We start from the raw sequence: 16,716 nt of genomic DNA, 5'->3' as shown, positions 1-16,716 counted from the left end.
CCATCGGGGAGGACGGTTATGGACTACGAGGCGTTCTTCGGCAGCGCGATCACCGGTCTCCACCGGGAGGGGCGCTACCGCGTCTTCACCGATCTGGAACGTCAGGCCGGGCGCTTTCCCTACGCGACACATCACAGCCCGGGGGGCGAGCGCGAGGTCACCGTCTGGTGCTCCAACGACTATCTCGGCATGGGCCAGCACGCTTCCGTGCTGCGAGCGATGCACGAGGCGATCGACCGCTGCGGCGCGGGGGCAGGCGGCACCCGCAACATCTCCGGCACCAACCACTACCACGTGCTGCTGGAACAGGAGCTGGCCGACCTCCACGGCAAGGAGGCGGCGCTAATCTTCTCCTCCGGCTACGTCTCGAACTGGGCGGCGCTGGGCACCCTCGCCTCCAAGCTTCCGGGCTGCGTCGTGTTCTCCGACGAGGGCAATCACGCCTCGATGATCGAGGGCATCCGTTCGAGCCGGGCCGAGCGCCAGATCTTCCGCCACAACGATCCGGAGGATCTGGACCGCAAGCTCGCCCTGATCGAGCCCGGCCGGGCCAAGCTCGTGGCCTTCGAGTCGGTCTACTCCATGGACGGCGACATCGCCCCCATCGACGAGATCTGCGATGTCGCCGAGGCCCACGGGGCGCTGACCTATCTCGACGAGGTGCACGCGGTCGGCCTCTACGGGGCGCGGGGCGGCGGCATCTCGGAGCGGATGGGGCTCGCCCACCGGCTCGACGTGATCGAGGGGACGCTCGGCAAGGCCTTCGCCGTCCACGGCGGCTACATCACCGGCTCGGCCCAGCTGTGCGACTTCGTGCGCAGCTTCGCCTCGGGCTTCATCTTCACCACCTCCCTACCACCGGCGGTCGCGGCGGGCGCCGCCGCCAGCATCCGCCATCTCAAGGCGAGCGGCGTCGAGCGCGCCCGCCATCAGGAGCGGGTGGCGCGGGTGCGGCAGGCGCTGGACGCGGCGGGCATCCCGACGCTCGCCAACCAGAGCCACATCGTTCCGGTGATGGTGTGCGACCCCGTGCTGTGCAAGGCGATCAGCGATTCTCTGCTCGACGAGTTCGGAATCTACGTCCAGCCGATCAACTATCCCACCGTGCCGCGAGGAACCGAGCGCCTGCGCATCACGCCCTCGCCGCTGCACTCCAACGCCGACATCGACCACCTCGTGGACGCGCTGAGCACGATCTGGCGGCGGATCGGCCTGAGCAAGGCGGCGGCGGAGTAGGGAACGGCGCTCGGGCTACATCTTCTTCTCGAGCGCGGCCTTCACCTGCATGAGCTGATCCCACACCACGCCGGGGCTGGTGCCCATCGCTTCCAGCACCGCGTTCACGCCCCAAAACAGACCGAACAGAATCACCGGCACCAGAATCCAGCCGAGGATCTCCTCGCCGCGGTGGCGAGCCTTGCGGCGACGGCGTCGTCTCTCGCGGGACGTCAGCGGCTTCGGCCGGGGCGAAACCGGCTGTGGCGCGACAGGCGTGAGGGGCTCCTCCTGCGCGTCGCTCGTCATGCTACCCCCATTGCTGGCCGATGCCGCGACCTCTCACAGAGCGCGGCGCCGTCCATATCCGGGAGGCGGCACGGGAACGCAACCCGCACCGGCCTCGAAGGCCGCTCACTCTTGCGCGTGAGCGGCCTCGTTCCGTCAGACCTTGAGCGGGACCTTCGGCACGGTGCGGACCGAGCCGCCGCCCGATGAGCCCCCACCGGACGGGCCGCCGTCACGCTTGGTCGCCTTCTTGCGCGGCGCCGAGCGTGGTTTGGAGCGCTTGCGCTTGGTGGCGTTGGTGACGTCCTTCTCCGGCTTCGGCGTGACCGGGCCGGCGGGGAACTCGAAGCCGAGCTCGCCCTTGCCCTTTCCGGTTTCACCCTTGCCGTCCTCGCCCTCCGGCTTCTTCAGCACGACCTTGACCGCGCCGCCGTCCTTGAGACGGCCGAACAGCACCTCGTCGGCGAGCGGCGTCTTGATCGTGGACTGGATCAGACGGGCCATGGGCCGGGCGCCCATCGCATCGTCGTAGCCGTTCTCCACGAGCCAGTCGCGGGCCTCGTCCGAGAGCTCGATCGTGACGTTGCGGTCGGCGAGCTGGGCCTCGAGCTGGAGCACGAACTTGTCGACGACCTTGGCCACGACCTCCTTCGGCAAGTGGCCGAACGAGATGATCGCGTCGAGGCGGTTGCGGAATTCCGGCGCGAACAGACGGTTGATCGCCTCGACGTCATCGCCCGAGCGCTTGTTCTGGGTGAAGCCGTAGGCGGACTTCGCCAGATCGGAGGCACCCGCGTTCGAGGTCATGATGATGATGACGTTGCGGAAATCGACCTGCTTGCCGTTGTGGTCGGTCAGCTTGCCGTGGTCCATCACCTGCAGCAGGATGTTGAACAGGTCCGGATGCGCCTTCTCGATCTCGTCGAGCAGGAGCACGCAGTGCGGGTGCTGGTCGATCCCATCGGTGAGCAGACCGCCCTGGTCGAAGCCGACATAGCCGGGCGGGGCGCCGATCAGCCGCGAGACGGTGTGGCGCTCCATGTATTCCGACATGTCGAACCGCAGCATTTCGACGCCGAGCGAGGCGGCGAGCTGCTTGGCGGCCTCGGTCTTGCCGACGCCGGTCGGGCCCGCGAACAGGTAGGAACCGATCGGCTTGTCGGGATCGCGCAGACCCGCACGCGCCAGCTTGATCGCCGAGGTCAGCGCCTCGATGGCGTTCGTCTGGCCGTAGACGACGCGCTTCAGGTTCTCGGTCAGGTTCTTGAGCACCACCGCGTCGTCCTTCGACACGGTTTTCGGCGGGATGCGCGCCATCGTGGCGATCGTGGTCTCGATCTCCTTCACGCCGATGGTGCGCTTGCGGCGCGCCTCCGGCACCAGCATCTGCGAGGCGCCGGTCTCGTCGATCACGTCGATCGCCTTGTCCGGCAGCTTGCGGTCGTTGATGTAGCGCGCCGACAGCTCCACCGCCGCCTTCACGGCATCGGTGGTGTACTTGAGCTTGTGGAATTCCTCGAAGTAGGGCTTGAGGCCCTTGAGGATCTCGATCGTGTCCGGGATCGACGGCTCGTTGACGTCGATCTTCTGGAAGCGGCGCACCAGGGCGCGATCCTTCTCGAAGTACTGGCGGTACTCCTTGTAGGTGGTCGAGCCGATGCAGCGCAGCGCGCCGGAGGCGAGCGCCGGCTTGAGCAGGTTCGAGGCATCCATCGCGCCGCCCGAGGTTGCACCCGCACCGATCACGGTGTGGATCTCGTCGATGAACATGATGGCGTTGGGATGCGCCTCGATCTCCTTCATCACCTGCTTGAGGCGCTCCTCGAAGTCGCCGCGATAGCGGGTGCCCGCGAGCAGCGTGCCCATGTCGAGGGAGAAGACCGTCGCGTCGGCCAGAACTTCCGGCACCTCGTGCTGGATGATCTTCCGCGCAAGGCCTTCGGCGATGGCGGTCTTGCCGACACCGGGATCGCCCACCAGGAGCGGGTTGTTCTTCTGGCGGCGGCAGAGCACCTGGATCGTGCGCTCGACCTCGGAATGGCGGCCGATCAGCGGATCGATCTTGCCGTCGCGCGCCTTCTTGTTGAGGTTGACGCAGTAGGCCTCCAGCGCGTCGCCCTTCTTCTTCGGCCGCGCCTCGCCGTCCTCGCTGCCGGGGCGCTCGGAGGCACTCTCCTCCTCGGCACCGCGCACGGGCTTGGCCTCGGAGGCGCCCGGCCGCTTGGCGATGCCGTGGCTGATGTAGTTCACCGCGTCGTAGCGGGTCATGTCCTGCTCTTGCAGGAAGTAGGCGGCGTGGCTCTCGCGCTCGGCGAAGATCGCGACGAGCACGTTGGCGCCGGTGACCTCCTCGCGGCCCGACGACTGCACGTGGATCACCGCGCGCTGGATCACCCGCTGGAAACCGGCGGTCGGCTTGGCGTCCTGACGCCCATCGCCCGTCAGATTGGAGAGTTCGGTATCCACGTACTCGACGAGATTGCGGCGCAGCACGTCAATCTCGACGTTGCAGGCCCGCATCACGGCGGCGGCATCCTGATCGTCGACGAGGGCGAGCAGGAGATGTTCGAGGGTCGCGTATTCGTGGCGGCGCTCTCCGGCCAGGGCCAGGGCGCGGTGGAGGGCTTGCTCGAGGCTGCGTGAGAAGCTTGGCAATGCTCTGGCCTTCGCTGGATGCCTATTTCTTTTCCATAACGCACTGAAGCGGATGTTGGTGCTTGCGGGCGAAATCCATCACCTGCGTCACTTTCGTTTCCGCGACTTCGTAGGTGAACACGCCGCACTCCCCCACGCCATTGTGGTGGACGTGCATCATGATCTGATAGGCGTCTTCGTGACTCTTGTTGAAGAAGCGCTCCACGACATGCACGACGAATTCCATCGGCGTGTAGTCGTCGTTCAGCAGCAGGACACGGTACAGGCTCGGCCGCTTCGCCCGCGGCTTGGTCCGGGTGATGATCGCGGTGCCTGAACGATCGTCGTCGCCCGGATTGCGTGGGGTCGAAGCCGCACGCACCGGAACCCGTCCCCGACCCGCCTCCTGCACGTCGTTCTGGATCTGCTTGAAAGACATCTGAATCGAAGCGACCCTGGTCTGGCAGACTTCGGCACCACCGTCCCGGCGAGGGGCGCGGTGCTCGAGACGCAATCTATAGGCCGATCGGCGACTGCGCCAGTGAGGTGCGTGAAACTGTCCGGCCCCGTCCGTCCTCACTTTGCCGCCGCATGATCGTGACAGACCGTCCCGCAGAGCGGGCCGGTACGGCGTCCAACGCGCTCTGCGAGACGGTGCGGACGGATGACGGGCGGGTTTCGTCAAGATCGGCTTAACCCCTGTGGCAAAAGGACGATCTCGAACGTCCCTGCGGCCGCATTAACGGCCGCGTAACCGCGTTCGTCCTACCGTCCTCGCCAGAGATTGCGGACCCGGTGGCGGTGTCCGTGAAGGGTGCCAGCCGGGCTCGAAGGGTCCGACTGTCGAGGCGAAGGTTTCGAGATGCGTCGCGTAGAAGGCCGGCCCGCCACGGGGTCCCGCGCTGTCGCCGTGCTGCTCCTGGCGACGAGTTTTCTCGTCGCGGTGGCCGATCCCGCCGAGGCCAAGCGCCGAGGCCACGCGCGCAAGGCGGTGAGCGGCTACAACCCGCCCTACGCCGCCATGGTGGTCGACGTGAAGTCGGGCCGCACGCTGCACGCGGTCAACGAGGACGCTCTGCGCCATCCGGCCTCGATCACCAAGGTGATGACCCTCTACATGCTGTTCGAGCAGCTGGAGAAGGGCCGCTACGACCTCGACTCGCCGCTGACCGTCTCGGCCAACGCCGCCGCCCAGGCGCCGTCGAAGCTCGGCCTGCGCCCCGGCTCGACCGTGACGGTCGAGGAAGCGATCAAGGCACTCGTGACGAAGTCGGCCAATGACGTGGCCTGCGCCATCGGCGAAAACATCGCCGGCTCCGAGCCGCGTTTCGCCGAGATGATGACCCGCAAGGCCAAGGCGCTCGGCATGAGCCGCACGCACTACGCCAACGCCTCCGGCCTGCCCGACCCCGACCAGATCACCACCGCCCACGACCTGACCATCCTGGCCCGCGCGATCCAGGACCGCTTCCCGCGCTACTACCGCTACTTTCAGACCCGCTCCTTCGCCTTCCGAGGCCGGACCATCGGCAACCACAACCGGCTGCTCGGCAATGTCGAGGGTGTGGACGGCATCAAGACCGGTTACACGCGTGATTCCGGCTTCAACCTGATGACGGCGGCCAAGCTCGGCGACCGGCAGATCGTGGCGATCGTGCTCGGGGGTAAGTCGGGCGCGAGCCGCGACCGGATCATGGCCGACCTGGTCCGGGCCAACCTGCCGCGGGCCTATGCCGGCGCGCGGCAGACGTCGCCGGTCGTCGAGGTCGCCGAGCGCGGCCGCCCGGCGGTCGTCGCCGAGGCCGAGTCCCGCACCCGCACCGTCCTCGCCTCGGCGGACGACGACGCGGTCGAGACCACGAGTTCCACGAGCACAGCCCCGCTCGACATCCGGCCGCCCACGACGACGCCGGGCTCGCGCCGCGCCGGCCTGCAGGCGCTGCCGAGCGCTGCCCAGGCCTATGCCGGTGCGGCGAGCCAGGCGCCGTTCCCGAGCGCCGGCGGCAAGTCGACCGCCCGGCTGCCCGCCGTCGAGGGCGTCGCCTCCCGCGCCGAGGGTCCGCCGAAGGATGCCCGCAGCGACGGTGCCAAGCCCGTCACGCCGAGCCCCTGGGTGATCCAGCTCGGCGCCATGGACGACGAGGACAAGGCGAAGTCGATCCTCGCCGATGCCCGCAGCCGCACCGGCATGCTGTCCAAGGCCGCCCCCTACACGGTGCGCGTGACCCATGGCGGCACCACGCTCTACCGGGCCCGCTTCTCGGGCTTCTCCGAGCAGAGCACCGCGCAGGATGCCTGCACCGCGCTGAAGAAGAACGGCTTCAACTGCTTCGCCACCCGCAGCTGAGCTTTATCTCGCCATCGCTTCGGTTTGCCCTCCGTCGCCGCGAGGCGAGGCCGAAGCGATCCAGGGCGCAGACCTTTCCGGAGACGTCGTGCTCCGGATCGCCTCACTTCCGCACGCGATGACGGCGTGTGGAGAAAGCCGGAGCGATCAACCGGAAGCCCAATGACACCGCACGGTGCGCGACCCGCTCTGTCCGGCGGGCCGTCGCTCCTCATACGAGCCGCGCAAAGCGGCCATCAAAATCGGTTCGCGTAAAAAATCCTGACAACGCGCGTGGAGTTCTAGCGATGTCGGTTCACCAGCCTGTCACGCGCCGCGTTCACCCGCGCCGCCCGCTCGACGCTGCCGCCCTGGTCGGGATGCAGCCGCTTCATCAGCGTCCGATGAGCCGCGCGGACCTCCTCCAGGGGCGCCCCGCGCTCAAGCCCCAGGACCTGATAAGCCTCCTCCTCCGTCATCGTCCCTGGCTTCGCCGCGCCGCCCGACCGCGGGTATCCGTCGCCATCAGCGTCTACACGCCAGCCGGACTGCCGGCGGTCGAGATACGCCTCTAACAGGCGCGTGCCCTCGGGATCGTGCGGGCGCAGAAGGATCGTCAGTTCAATCAGCGCCTCCGTCGGCACCGCCGACAGGGGGCGCCCGGCGAAGGGCCCGACGAACAGGGTTCCGTCCAGCGGGGCGCCGTCGAAGCGCAGCGCGAGCTCGAGCGAGGCCGTGCGCACGAGTCGCGGCTCCGGGTGCCCGCGCCACGCGCGGACCCGCCGGATCACGCCCGCCTCTCCCTCCGTCAGCCAGAGCCCCCCGGCGCCGAGCAGCAGGGCGGGGAGGAAGCTGCCGCGCAGCGAGAGCACGAAGGCCGTCGCCAGAAGGGCGTAGCCGGCCAGCAGCCTCGGCGTCAGGCCGAAGGGCAGGCGCCCGTTGCGGCGGCCGAGCCACCAGAATCCGATGAGCGCCAGAAGGCCGAGGGCGAGGAGCATTCCTCGCTCATCGGCCGGTTCGGCCCGCGGGTAAAGCGCTCATCCGGTGAACGCCCCTGTGCGCAGGATCACAGCCGCGTCTGCGCCACATCGGCGGTGTTGAGCCGCACGGTCCGCACCCGGCCGTCGCGCTCCACCAGCAGCGTGACCGGACGATCGAGCCCGGCTTCCTCGACCACGGCGGTGAGGTCCGACAGGCGGTGGACCGGGCGGCCATTGGCGCCGACGATGACGTCGCCGATGTCGCCGGTCCGGGGATCGACGCCACGCAGGCCGGCCAGCGCCGCCGGTGAGCCCGGGAGCACCCGCAGCACCACGACGCCGTCGATGCCGAGCCGGGCGGCGGTCGCCTCCTGGCCGGCGATGATGCCGATGCCGGGATTGCGCACCCGGCCGTTCTTGATGAGGTCGGGGACCACCCGGTTGACCACATCGACCGGGACCGCGAAGCCGATCCCGGCGCTGGCGCCCGAGGGCGAGAAGATCGCCGTGTTCACGCCGATCAGCCGGCCCGCGGAATCGAGGAGGGGCCCGCCGGAATTGCCGGGATTGATCGCCGCATCGGTCTGGATCACGCCCGACAGCTCGCGGCCCTCCTGCGTCGGCAGGCGCCGCTGGAGCGCGCTGATGACGCCGGTCGTCAGGGTGTGGTCGAGGCCGAACGGATTGCCGATGGCGAAGGCCGACTGCCCCACCTTGAGGTCGGCCGAGGTTCCGACGGCCAGGGGCGGCGGCATCTTGGCCACGCGGCCGAGTTGGAGCACGGCGAGGTCATAGCTCGGCGCGGTGCCGACGACCCGCGCGCTCACCACCTCGCCGGAGGCGAGCCGCACCGAGATCGAGCCGCCCCCCTTCGTCGCCGCCTCGACCACATGGTTGTTGGTCACGACATGCCCGGCCGCGTCCCAGACGAACCCGGTGCCGGTCTGCGTGCCGGAGCCCTGCTGCTGCTCCCCTTGTCCGAACTCGTCGTCCGGCTCCATCAGGCCACGCCCCTGCGCCGCCGCCTGGGCGAAGACGTGCACGACGGAGGGAGAGGCCCGGGCGAACAGATCGACGGTGGTCTTCTCCGCCGCCGACAGGTCGCCGCGCGCGGTCACCGAGCGTGGCGCGTCCGCCGAGTAGAGGAAGGCGAGGATGTAGGGCTGCGCCACGAAGGCGATCAGCAGCCCCAGAGTCACGCCCAAGGCGATCCGCACAAAACGATCCGGCACCGACAACCCCAACCGTTGACCCACGCCTCGCGCGAGCGCCTGCCCGCCGCTCAGGCCTTCTTCGTCCGACCCTCGCGCGTCCGTCGCCCGCACCGAACGTATGGGCCGCGTTCAGACAGAGGCCGCCATACTCCCCGGCATCCGGTTCCTGGCGACGAAGATCGCGGGACCCCGAAGAATGAGACTTAGCTGTGTCCGGTGTGGCCTCCGGTCAACAAATCCCCGCTTTTCCGCACAGGCAGGCTGGGTGCGGCATCGCACGGTCAAGCCTGCTTACCGAGAGTAACCAATTGCATACTGTTTCGTACGCAGTGTCACCCTACTGATGAGAAGGCATCCGTGGGTGGGCCTGAACCAATCTTGGCAAAACCAAGGCAAGGGTACAGGCGAGGAATTGCGACGACGCAGTGTCCGATTGGCCATCGAGCACTCGAATTGATCGCAAAGCCGCCCCAGAGATGCTTCGATCGCCCTTGAAACTTTGAACATACCGTCCCGGCGGCCCCAGTCGTCGCGGTGTCCTTCCACGGACGATGACGGTTCGAACAGGAAGAACCAGAGATGGAAACCGAAGCTCTCGAACGTCCTGCCGACCTCACCATTTGGCGCACGCTGCCGGCCGCCTCTCCGCTGGCGCAGCCGGCGCGTTACGACACCCTGCGCGAGGCGCTTGCCGCCGCGAAGGGCGCGCTCGGTGATCCCTCGCAGCAGCCCTGGATCATCACGGAAGAGGGCGAGATCCTCTCCCCGAACTGGATCCGCACCTACGTCAACTGACCGCGTTCTCAGCGTGCGGGACGCGCCGCGTTCGAACCGGTGGGCCGTTCGGGGGCCAAGGCGGCCTCAGGCGCCGGCTCCGGTCGGTTCACCAGCGTGACCAGCACGTAGGACACGATCATCAGCAGGAACCACGAGCCGAGCTTGGCCGCCGAGACCGGCGACCAGCCGGCCGCCTGGTTCGGATAGAGCCAGACGCGGGTCGCCGTGCCGATGTTCTCGGCGAGCCAGATGAAGAGCGACACGAGAACGAAGCCGAGCAGAAGCGGCATCTGACGATGCACGTGCCAGACCTTGAAGTGCACGACGGTGGCGCCGAACAGCACGCCGGTCGCGATGAACAGCATCGCGCGTAAGTCCGCCATGTAGTGGTGGCTGAAGAAATTGATGTAGATCGCGCCCGCCAGCGGCAGCGTGAGGGCCAGCGGCGGGTGCCGCGTGAAGCGGAAGTCGAACAGGCACCAGACGCGGGCGATGTAGGAGCCGATGCTGGCATACATGAAGCCTGTGAACAGCGGCACGCCGGCGATGCAGAGCCAGCTCGCCTCCGGATAGATCCACGACCCGACACCGGTCTTGAAGATCTCCATCGCCGTTCCGACGACGTGATAGAGCGCGATGACTTTGGCCTCCTCCCAGGTCTCCATGCCGAGCGCCAGCAGCGTGATCTGAATCAGCACGGCCGCGAGCGTGAGGAAGTCATAGCGCGAGAGCGGTGCGTCGGCCGGGTAGAACAGGTGCGTTGCGATCAGCAGGGCGCAGATCAGGCCGCCGAAGAGGCAGGCCCAGCCCTGCTTCACCCCGAACCGGAGGAACTCGTAGACGAAGGCCGGCAGACGGCCCGCGGCGCGGGCACGCTCGCCGACCCGGCGCTCGGCCGCGACGAAGCCCGCCAGGAAGGGCCAGATCCGTGCCGCACTCGGCGCCGCTCGCCCCGTCGTCATCCCAAACTCCGTCGCGCCCGCCGCCTCCCGCGACACGGGGTCGGAAAACGGCGGTTTGACGGTCGCGCTTGCCATGTCCCACACTTCGACCGGTCGAACGCGGGCGAGGAGGGGGCGTGCAGGCGGCAGAGGTGGAGGATCGGGCCTGCGCCCGACGACGGCTGGAACGCGAGTTGCGCCGGCTCGAAGCGCTGGCGGCGCGCAAGCGCTTCCGCAGGCGGAGCCTGAGAGCCCTGCGCGGATCGGCCGGGGCCGCAGCGACCTTCGCCGCTCTCCTGAAAGTGAAGCTGATCGGAACCCTGGCGGGCAAGGCCGCCATCGCCGTCCTCGTCGGCCTCGGCCTCGCGTGGCCGACCCTGGTCATCGGCATCGTCGGCCTCATCGGGATCGTGCTGGCCTTCGTCAGCCTGTTTTCCGGTGAAGGCGGCTCGCATCACCTCGCTTGCGATTGCCCCTGCGACTGCGCCGGCCGCGAGAAGCGGGCCGAGCGGCTCAAAGCCCTGATCGCGCAGCGCCGGGCCTGGCTCGCGGCACCGTCGGGACCGGCCCCGAGCGTGCGCTGGGACGCGCGGGGGCGCCGTCACGTGACAGAAGCCCGGCGCAAGCGCGGCCGGTGAGACCGGCCTTATGGACAGTAGCCGCGTTTGGTGGCTTGCCTATAATGCTCAAAAAAATCATCGTCTCGGCCGAAGCCGAGACCGACGCCAGGAACAGCCGCACGATGAGCTCCCGGATCCCCGATTTCGCCTCCGTCGCCTACGCGACCGACGGCTTCAAGGCGCCGCCTCCGCCGGCCGGGGAGCCGTGGATGACACCCGAGGGCATTCCGGTGAAGGGCTTCTACGGCCCTGAGGATCGCGAGGGTTGCGAGGGGATCGCCTCGTTTCCCGGTCTGCCGCCCTACCTGCGCGGCCCCTATCCGGCGATGTACGTCACCCAGCCCTGGACGATCCGGCAATATGCCGGCTTCTCCACGGCCGAGGATTCCAACGCCTTCTACCGGCGCAACCTCGCCGCGGGTCAGAAGGGCCTCTCGGTCGCCTTCGACCTCGCGACCCACCGTGGCTACGACTCGGACCACCCGCGCGTCTCGGGCGATGTCGGCATGGCGGGCGTGGCGATCGACTCGATCTACGACATGCGCACGCTGTTCTCGGGGATCCCCCTCGACCAGATGACCGTGTCGATGACGATGAACGGCGCGGTGCTGCCCGTGCTGGCCCTCTACATCGTCGCGGCGGAAGAGCAGGGCGTGCCGCCGGAAAAGCTCGCCGGTACGATCCAGAACGACATCCTGAAGGAGTTCATGGTCCGCAACACCTACATCTATCCCCCCAAGGGATCGATGCGGATCATCTCCGACATCTTCGGCTACACCTCGAAGAACATGCCGAAGTTCAACTCGATCTCGATTTCCGGCTACCACATGCAGGAAGCCGGGGCGACGCAGGATCTCGAACTCGCCTACACGCTCGCCGACGGCGTCGAGTACATCAAGGCGGGCCTCGCCGCGGGCCTCACCATCGATCAGTTCGCACCGCGCCTGTCGTTCTTCTGGGCGATCGGGATGAACTTCTTCATGGAAATCGCCAAGATGCGGGCCGCGCGCCTGATCTGGGCGAAGCTCGTCAAGGAGTTCGAGCCGAAATCCGACAAGTCGCTGCCCCTGCGCACCCACTCGCAGACGAGCGGATGGTCGCTGACCGCGCAGGACGTGTTCAACAACGTCACCCGCACCTGCATCGAGGCGATGGCGGCCACGCAGGGCGGGACGCAGTCGCTCCACACCAACGCGCTTGACGAGGCGCTGGCTCTGCCGACCGACTTCTCCGCCCGCATCGCCCGCAACACCCAGCTCTTCCTGCAACAGGAAAGCGGCACCACGCGGATCATCGATCCGTGGGGCGGCTCCTACTACGTCGAGCGGCTGACCCACGACATCGCCGCGCGGGCCTGGGAGCATATCCGCGAGGTCGAGGCGCTCGGCGGCATGGCCAAGGCGATCGAGGCCGGCATTCCGAAGCTGCGCATCGAGGAGGCGGCGGCCCGCGCCCAGGCGCGGATCGATTCCGGCCGCCAGACGATCGTCGGCATCAACAAGTACAAGCCCGACGACGAGATGAAGATCGACCTGTTGCGGGTCGACAATGCCGACGTGCGCGCCAAGCAGATCGACAAGCTCAAGCGCCTGCGCGCCGAGCGCAACCAGGCCGAGGTCGATGCGGCGCTCGCCGCGCTGACGACGGCCGCCGACGGCGAGGGCAACCTGCTCGAACTGGCGGTGAACGCGGCACGGGCCAAGGCCACGGTCGGCGAGATCTCGGAGGCGCTGGAGAAGGCCTGGGGCCGTCACCGCGCCGAGATCCGCTCGATCTCGGGCGTGTACAAGCGGGAGGTGGGCGGCATGTCGCCGGTGGTGGAGAAGGTCCGCGGCCTCGTCGAGGCTTTCGAGGAGAACGATGGCCGGCGCCCGCGCATCCTCGTCGCCAAGATGGGCCAGGACGGGCACGACCGCGGTCAGAAGGTGATCGCCTCGGCGTTTGCCGATCTCGGCTTCGACGTCGATATCGGGCCACTCTTCGCCACCCCCGACGAGGCGGCGCGGCAGGCGGTGGAGAACGACGTGCACATCGTCGGCGTCTCCTCGCTTGCGGCGGGCCACCTGACCCTCGTGCCGGAACTGAAGGCCGCCCTGAAGGCGGAAGGGCGCGACGACGTGATGATCGTGGTGGGCGGCGTGATCCCGCCGGGCGATTACGACGCCCTCTACGCCGCGGGCGCTTCGGCGATCTTTCCCCCGGGCACCGTGATCGCAGAGGCGGCGGTGAAGCTCCTGGGCGAACTCAATGAACGCCTCGGCTACGGCGAGCGGCAGGCGGCCGAGTAAACGGCGCCTCCGGAGGCGGCGGGGACAGCCTCCCCGCCTTCCGTTCCAGTTTACCTGACTCCAAGGCGACGTCGCACCTCGCGTGGTGCCGCCCGGAGAGATCGGCTAAGACGGGGGCATGTTCGCGCCCGCCGGCCGTTCGGCTTTCGGCAGCGCTCCTGTTGTTCTTCGAAGGTGTTGGACGATGGCCGAGGCGGACCGGGAAAAGATCCTGCCCGTGATCCTGTGCGGCGGCTCGGGCACGCGGCTATGGCCGGCCTCGCGGGAGAGCATGCCCAAGCAGTTCACGCCGCTCGTGGATCCCGCGGCCTCGACCTTTCAGGCCACCGTCCGCCGCGTCGCCGATGGGAGCGTGTTCGCCAAGCCGACCGTGATCGCTTCGGCCGAATCCCGCTTCATCGTCGCCGAGCAACTCGCGCAGAGCGGCATCGCCGCCGACATCCTCCTCGAACCCGAGCGGCGCGACTCCGCCGCCGCCGTGGCGGTGGCGGCTCTGCATGGCGCGCGGCGGGGGCCGGAGACGGTGGTGCTGGTGATGGCCGCCGATCACGTGATCGAGGATGCCGCCGCCTTCGCCCGCGCCGCGCTGGAGGCGGCGCTAGGCGCCCGGCTCGGCCAGATCATGACCCTCGGCATCACCCCGACGCGGCCGGCGACCGAGTACGGCTATATCCACAAGGGTGCCGCCATCCCGGACGCGCCGGATCTTCACCGGGTCGAGCGCTTCGTGGAAAAACCCGATGCCGCGGGGGCCGAGCGGCTGATCGGGGAAGGGGCCCTCTGGAATTCGGGCTACTTCCTGTTCCGTGCCGACGTGATGATCGCCGAACTGGAGGCCTACGCGCCGCAGGTGCTGGAGGCCGCCCGCGGAGCGCTCGCCAACGCCGCCATCGATCTCGATTTCGTGCGGCTCCAGGCCGAGTCCTTCGCGCAGGCGCCGAAAACCTCGATCGATTACGCGGTGATGGAGCGCACCACCCGGGCCGGCGTGCTCGCGGTCTCCTTCGCATGGTCGGATGTCGGCACCTGGGACGCGGTCTGGCAAGTGCTGCAGCGCGACGCGCAGGGCAATGCCGTGCGCGGCCGTGTCGAGCTGGTGGAGACGACGGGCAGCCTCGTCCACAGCGAGGGCGACGGGCTCACCACCGTCGTCGGGCTCGACGACGTCGTGGTGGTCGCGACCCCGGACGCGGTGCTGGTCGCCTCGAAGGCGCGGTCAGGCAAGGTCAAGGATCTCGTCGGCGTGCTGCGCGAGAAGGCGCATCCGGAGGCGGATGCGCATCGCCGGATCTACCGTCCCTGGGGCTGGTACCAGCGCATCGATATCGGCGAGCGCTTCCAGGTGAAGCGGATCATGGTGACGCCGGGCGGGCGCCTCTCGCTGCAGAAGCACTTCCACCGGGCCGAACACTGGGTGGTGGTGAAGGGCACGGCCGAGGTGACTCTGAACGATTCAATCATCCTCGTGCATGAGAACGAGGCGGTCTACCTGCCGATCGGCTCGCGGCACCGCCTGACCAATCCCGGCAAGATCCCGCTGGAACTGATTGAGGTGCAGGTGGGCTCCTACACCGGCGAGGACGACATCATCCGCCTGGAGGATGTCTACGGGCGCTGAGCGACGGAACCGACCGGCGCGGCGGTAAGATAGCGCCCGAGCCGTGCGACGCCCTCGCGATCCATGTGGAGGCCGAGTTTCGAGCGGCGCCAGAGGATGTCGTCGGACGCGCGCGCCCACTCGTGTCGCACGAGGTAGTCGACCTCGCGGGCGGTGAGATCGCCACCGAAGATCTCGCCGAGATCGGACGGAGCGCGCGCATCGCCGAGCACGTGGCCGGTACGGGTGCCGTAGGCGCGGGCGAGGCGCCGGGCGGTCGCCGCCGGCAGGAAGGGGTAATCGGCTGAGAGCGTCTCCACGAAAAGATCGAAGTCGGCACCCGCCATGTCGCCGCCGGGCAGGGGCGTCCCTCCCGTCCAGGCCGCCTTCATGTCCGGCAGATGAGGCGTCAGCTTCTCCAGCGCGTGCTCGGCGAGCCGCCGGTAGGTGGTGATCTTGCCCCCGAACACGGAGAGGACCGGCGGCCCCTCGCGATCGAGTTCCAGCACGTAGTCGCGGGTCACCGCCGAAGCGTTCGCGGCCGCATCGTCGTAGAGCGGGCGCAGCCCCGAGAAACTCCACACCACGTCGTCCGGGCCGATCTGCCGCTCGAACGAGCGGTTGATGCAGGCACAGAGATAGCGCGTCTCCTCGCTCGAGATCCGGACCGGGCCGGGGCCGCCCTCATGCGCGACGTCGGTGGTGCCGATCAGGGTGAAATCGCGCTCGTAGGGGATGGCGAAAACGATGCGCCGGTCGGGCTGCTGCAGGATATAGGCCTGATCCCCGTCGTAGAGCCGCCGCACGACGATGTGGCTTCCCTTAATAAGGCGAACCTTCGGCCGGGCCTCGACGGCGAGCGTGCGCAGGAGGGTCTCGCCGACCCAGGGACCGGCGGCATTGACGACGACCCGGGCCCGCACGCTCTCCCGTTGCCGACGCTCGGCATCGTAGAGGGTGACGGTCCAGCCGCCCGCCTCGCGCCGGGCAGATTCCACCGTGGTGCGGGTGCGGATCTCGGCACCGCGCTCGGCCGCATCGAGCGCGTTCAGCACGACGAGGCGGCTATCCTCGACCCAGCAGTCGGAATAGGCGAAGCCCCGCGTCAGCCGCTGCTGGAGCGGCGCTCCGACGCCGGTCCGGTCGAAGCGCAGCGCCTCGGAGCGCGGCAGCGCCTTCAGGCGCGCGAGGTGATCGTAGAGGAACAGCCCGAGGCGCAGCATCCAGGCCGGGCGAAGGCCGGCATCGTGCGGAAGGACGAAGCGCAGCGGCCAGATGATGTGCGGCGCGAGCCGCATCAGCCGCTCGCGCTCGGTCAACGCCTCGCGCACGAGCCGGAACTCATACTGCTCGAGATAGCGCAGGCCGCCGTGGATCAGCTTGGTCGAGGCCGAGGAGGTGTGCTCGGCCAGATCGCCCCGCTCGCACAGCAGCACGCGCAAGCCCCGGCCCGACGCGTCTCGGGCAATGCCGACACCGTTGATGCCGCCGCCGATGACGAGGAGGTCGAAGGGCTGGCTCACAGGCGGCTCGAACCGCTGAGACCGAGACTGACGATGATCCCGATCAGCACGACGGCTCCGAGACAGCGCCGCCACGGATTGACGCCACGGACGATCTCATCGAGCGCCCAGATGGTAAGACTCAGCAGCGCGACGATGCGAAGGCCGGCGAAGACCGGGGCCGGCAGGCCGGGCATCGTGATCTCGAGCAGCCATTCCAGGGCCGAAGCCGCCGCGAAAATCCAGAGCGGCAGGTTCGGCCATTGACCGATCACGACGGCGCCGGTGCGCCGGTCGCGGAAGAACCAATCGAAGGCCTTGTGCAAGCGGCGGC

At 68.5% G+C, this 16,716-nt stretch carries 14 protein-coding genes; 6 read left to right on the top strand and 8 right to left on the bottom strand.

Going from position 1 to position 16,716, the window contains the following annotated elements:
- Positions 1-18 precede the first annotated feature (18 nt).
- Positions 19-1,236, top strand: coding sequence for a 5-aminolevulinate synthase (hemA, locus tag HNR01_RS19185; RefSeq protein WP_183669150.1), 1,218 nt, complete (start codon positions 19-21; stop codon positions 1,234-1,236).
- A gap of 15 nt (positions 1,237-1,251) precedes the next feature.
- Here the strand turns inward: hemA and HNR01_RS19180 are convergent, their stop codons facing one another.
- From HNR01_RS19180 to clpS, 3 genes are all read right to left on the bottom strand, one after another.
- Complete coding sequence (locus HNR01_RS19180) at positions 1,252-1,524, bottom strand: hypothetical protein (protein ID WP_017483278.1); 273 nt, start codon at positions 1,522-1,524, stop codon at positions 1,252-1,254.
- Positions 1,525-1,659: 135 nt separating this feature from the next.
- Entirely contained in the window at positions 1,660-4,158 is a 2,499-nt protein-coding gene (gene clpA, locus HNR01_RS19175) for an ATP-dependent Clp protease ATP-binding subunit ClpA (protein ID WP_017483279.1), read from the bottom strand.
- 22 nt (positions 4,159-4,180) lie between these two features.
- A complete protein-coding gene (gene clpS, locus HNR01_RS19170) occupies positions 4,181-4,576 on the bottom strand; it encodes an ATP-dependent Clp protease adapter ClpS (RefSeq protein ID WP_183669148.1) in 396 nt (131 codons plus the stop codon).
- A gap of 423 nt (positions 4,577-4,999) precedes the next feature.
- Here clpS and HNR01_RS19165 point away from each other — a divergent pair, with 423 nt between their 5' ends.
- Positions 5,000-6,484 (top strand): D-alanyl-D-alanine carboxypeptidase, encoded by a 1,485-nt coding sequence (locus HNR01_RS19165; protein WP_026105346.1) that lies wholly within the window; start codon positions 5,000-5,002, stop codon positions 6,482-6,484.
- A gap of 281 nt (positions 6,485-6,765) precedes the next feature.
- Here HNR01_RS19165 and HNR01_RS19160 read toward each other — a convergent pair whose 3' ends face one another.
- Together HNR01_RS19160 and HNR01_RS19155 are read right to left on the bottom strand one after the other, a co-directional pair.
- Positions 6,766-7,461: a J domain-containing protein gene (locus HNR01_RS19160; RefSeq protein WP_183669146.1), complete on the bottom strand. Its 696-nt coding sequence runs from the start codon at positions 7,459-7,461 to the stop codon at positions 6,766-6,768.
- Between the two features lie 68 nt (positions 7,462-7,529).
- On the bottom strand, positions 7,530-8,675 hold the full coding sequence (locus HNR01_RS19155; protein WP_026105347.1) for a S1C family serine protease: 1,146 nt from the start codon (positions 8,673-8,675) through the stop codon (positions 7,530-7,532).
- Between the two features lie 561 nt (positions 8,676-9,236).
- On the opposite strand from HNR01_RS19155, the gene HNR01_RS19150 reads away from it, so the two are divergent.
- Positions 9,237-9,452 (top strand): hypothetical protein, encoded by a 216-nt coding sequence (locus HNR01_RS19150; RefSeq protein ID WP_017483284.1) that lies wholly within the window; start codon positions 9,237-9,239, stop codon positions 9,450-9,452.
- An 8-nt stretch (positions 9,453-9,460) separates the two neighbouring features.
- Here the strand turns inward: HNR01_RS19150 and HNR01_RS19145 are convergent, their stop codons facing one another.
- Positions 9,461-10,396, bottom strand: a complete 936-nt coding sequence (locus tag HNR01_RS19145) for a DUF817 domain-containing protein (protein WP_183669145.1) — start codon at positions 10,394-10,396, stop codon at positions 9,461-9,463.
- Positions 10,397-10,512: 116 nt separating this feature from the next.
- On the opposite strand from HNR01_RS19145, the gene HNR01_RS19140 reads away from it, so the two are divergent.
- The 3 genes from HNR01_RS19140 to HNR01_RS19130 all read left to right on the top strand — a co-directional run bounded on the left by HNR01_RS19140 (position 10,513) and on the right by HNR01_RS19130 (position 14,901).
- Positions 10,513-11,013 (top strand): hypothetical protein, encoded by a 501-nt coding sequence (locus HNR01_RS19140; protein WP_183669143.1) that lies wholly within the window; start codon positions 10,513-10,515, stop codon positions 11,011-11,013.
- A 104-nt stretch (positions 11,014-11,117) separates the two neighbouring features.
- Entirely contained in the window at positions 11,118-13,283 is a 2,166-nt protein-coding gene (gene scpA / locus HNR01_RS19135) for a methylmalonyl-CoA mutase (RefSeq protein ID WP_183669141.1), read from the top strand.
- A 184-nt stretch (positions 13,284-13,467) separates the two neighbouring features.
- The gene (locus tag HNR01_RS19130) at positions 13,468-14,901 is read left to right on the top strand and encodes a mannose-1-phosphate guanylyltransferase/mannose-6-phosphate isomerase (RefSeq protein ID WP_183669139.1); all 1,434 of its coding nucleotides are present in this window, start codon (positions 13,468-13,470) and stop codon (positions 14,899-14,901) included.
- Here the strand turns inward: HNR01_RS19130 and glpD are convergent.
- Both glpD and HNR01_RS19120 read right to left on the bottom strand, forming a co-directional pair.
- Positions 14,889-16,403, bottom strand: a complete 1,515-nt coding sequence (gene glpD / locus HNR01_RS19125; protein WP_183669137.1) for a glycerol-3-phosphate dehydrogenase — start codon at positions 16,401-16,403, stop codon at positions 14,889-14,891. The two genes, HNR01_RS19130 and glpD, sit on opposite strands and share 13 nt — an antisense overlap.
- Complete coding sequence (locus tag HNR01_RS19120; protein ID WP_183669135.1) at positions 16,400-16,708, bottom strand: hypothetical protein; 309 nt, start codon at positions 16,706-16,708, stop codon at positions 16,400-16,402. Before HNR01_RS19120 ends, glpD begins: the two co-directional genes overlap by 4 nt.
- Positions 16,709-16,716: the final 8 nt, after the last annotated feature.

Origin of the sequence: Methylorubrum rhodesianum (assembly GCF_014199985.1) — a bacterium.
Taxonomy (GTDB): Bacteria; Pseudomonadota; Alphaproteobacteria; order Rhizobiales; family Beijerinckiaceae; genus Methylobacterium; species Methylobacterium rhodesianum.
Note: the sequence above shows the minus strand (reverse complement) of the source record. Positions and strands in the feature narration are given on the sequence as shown.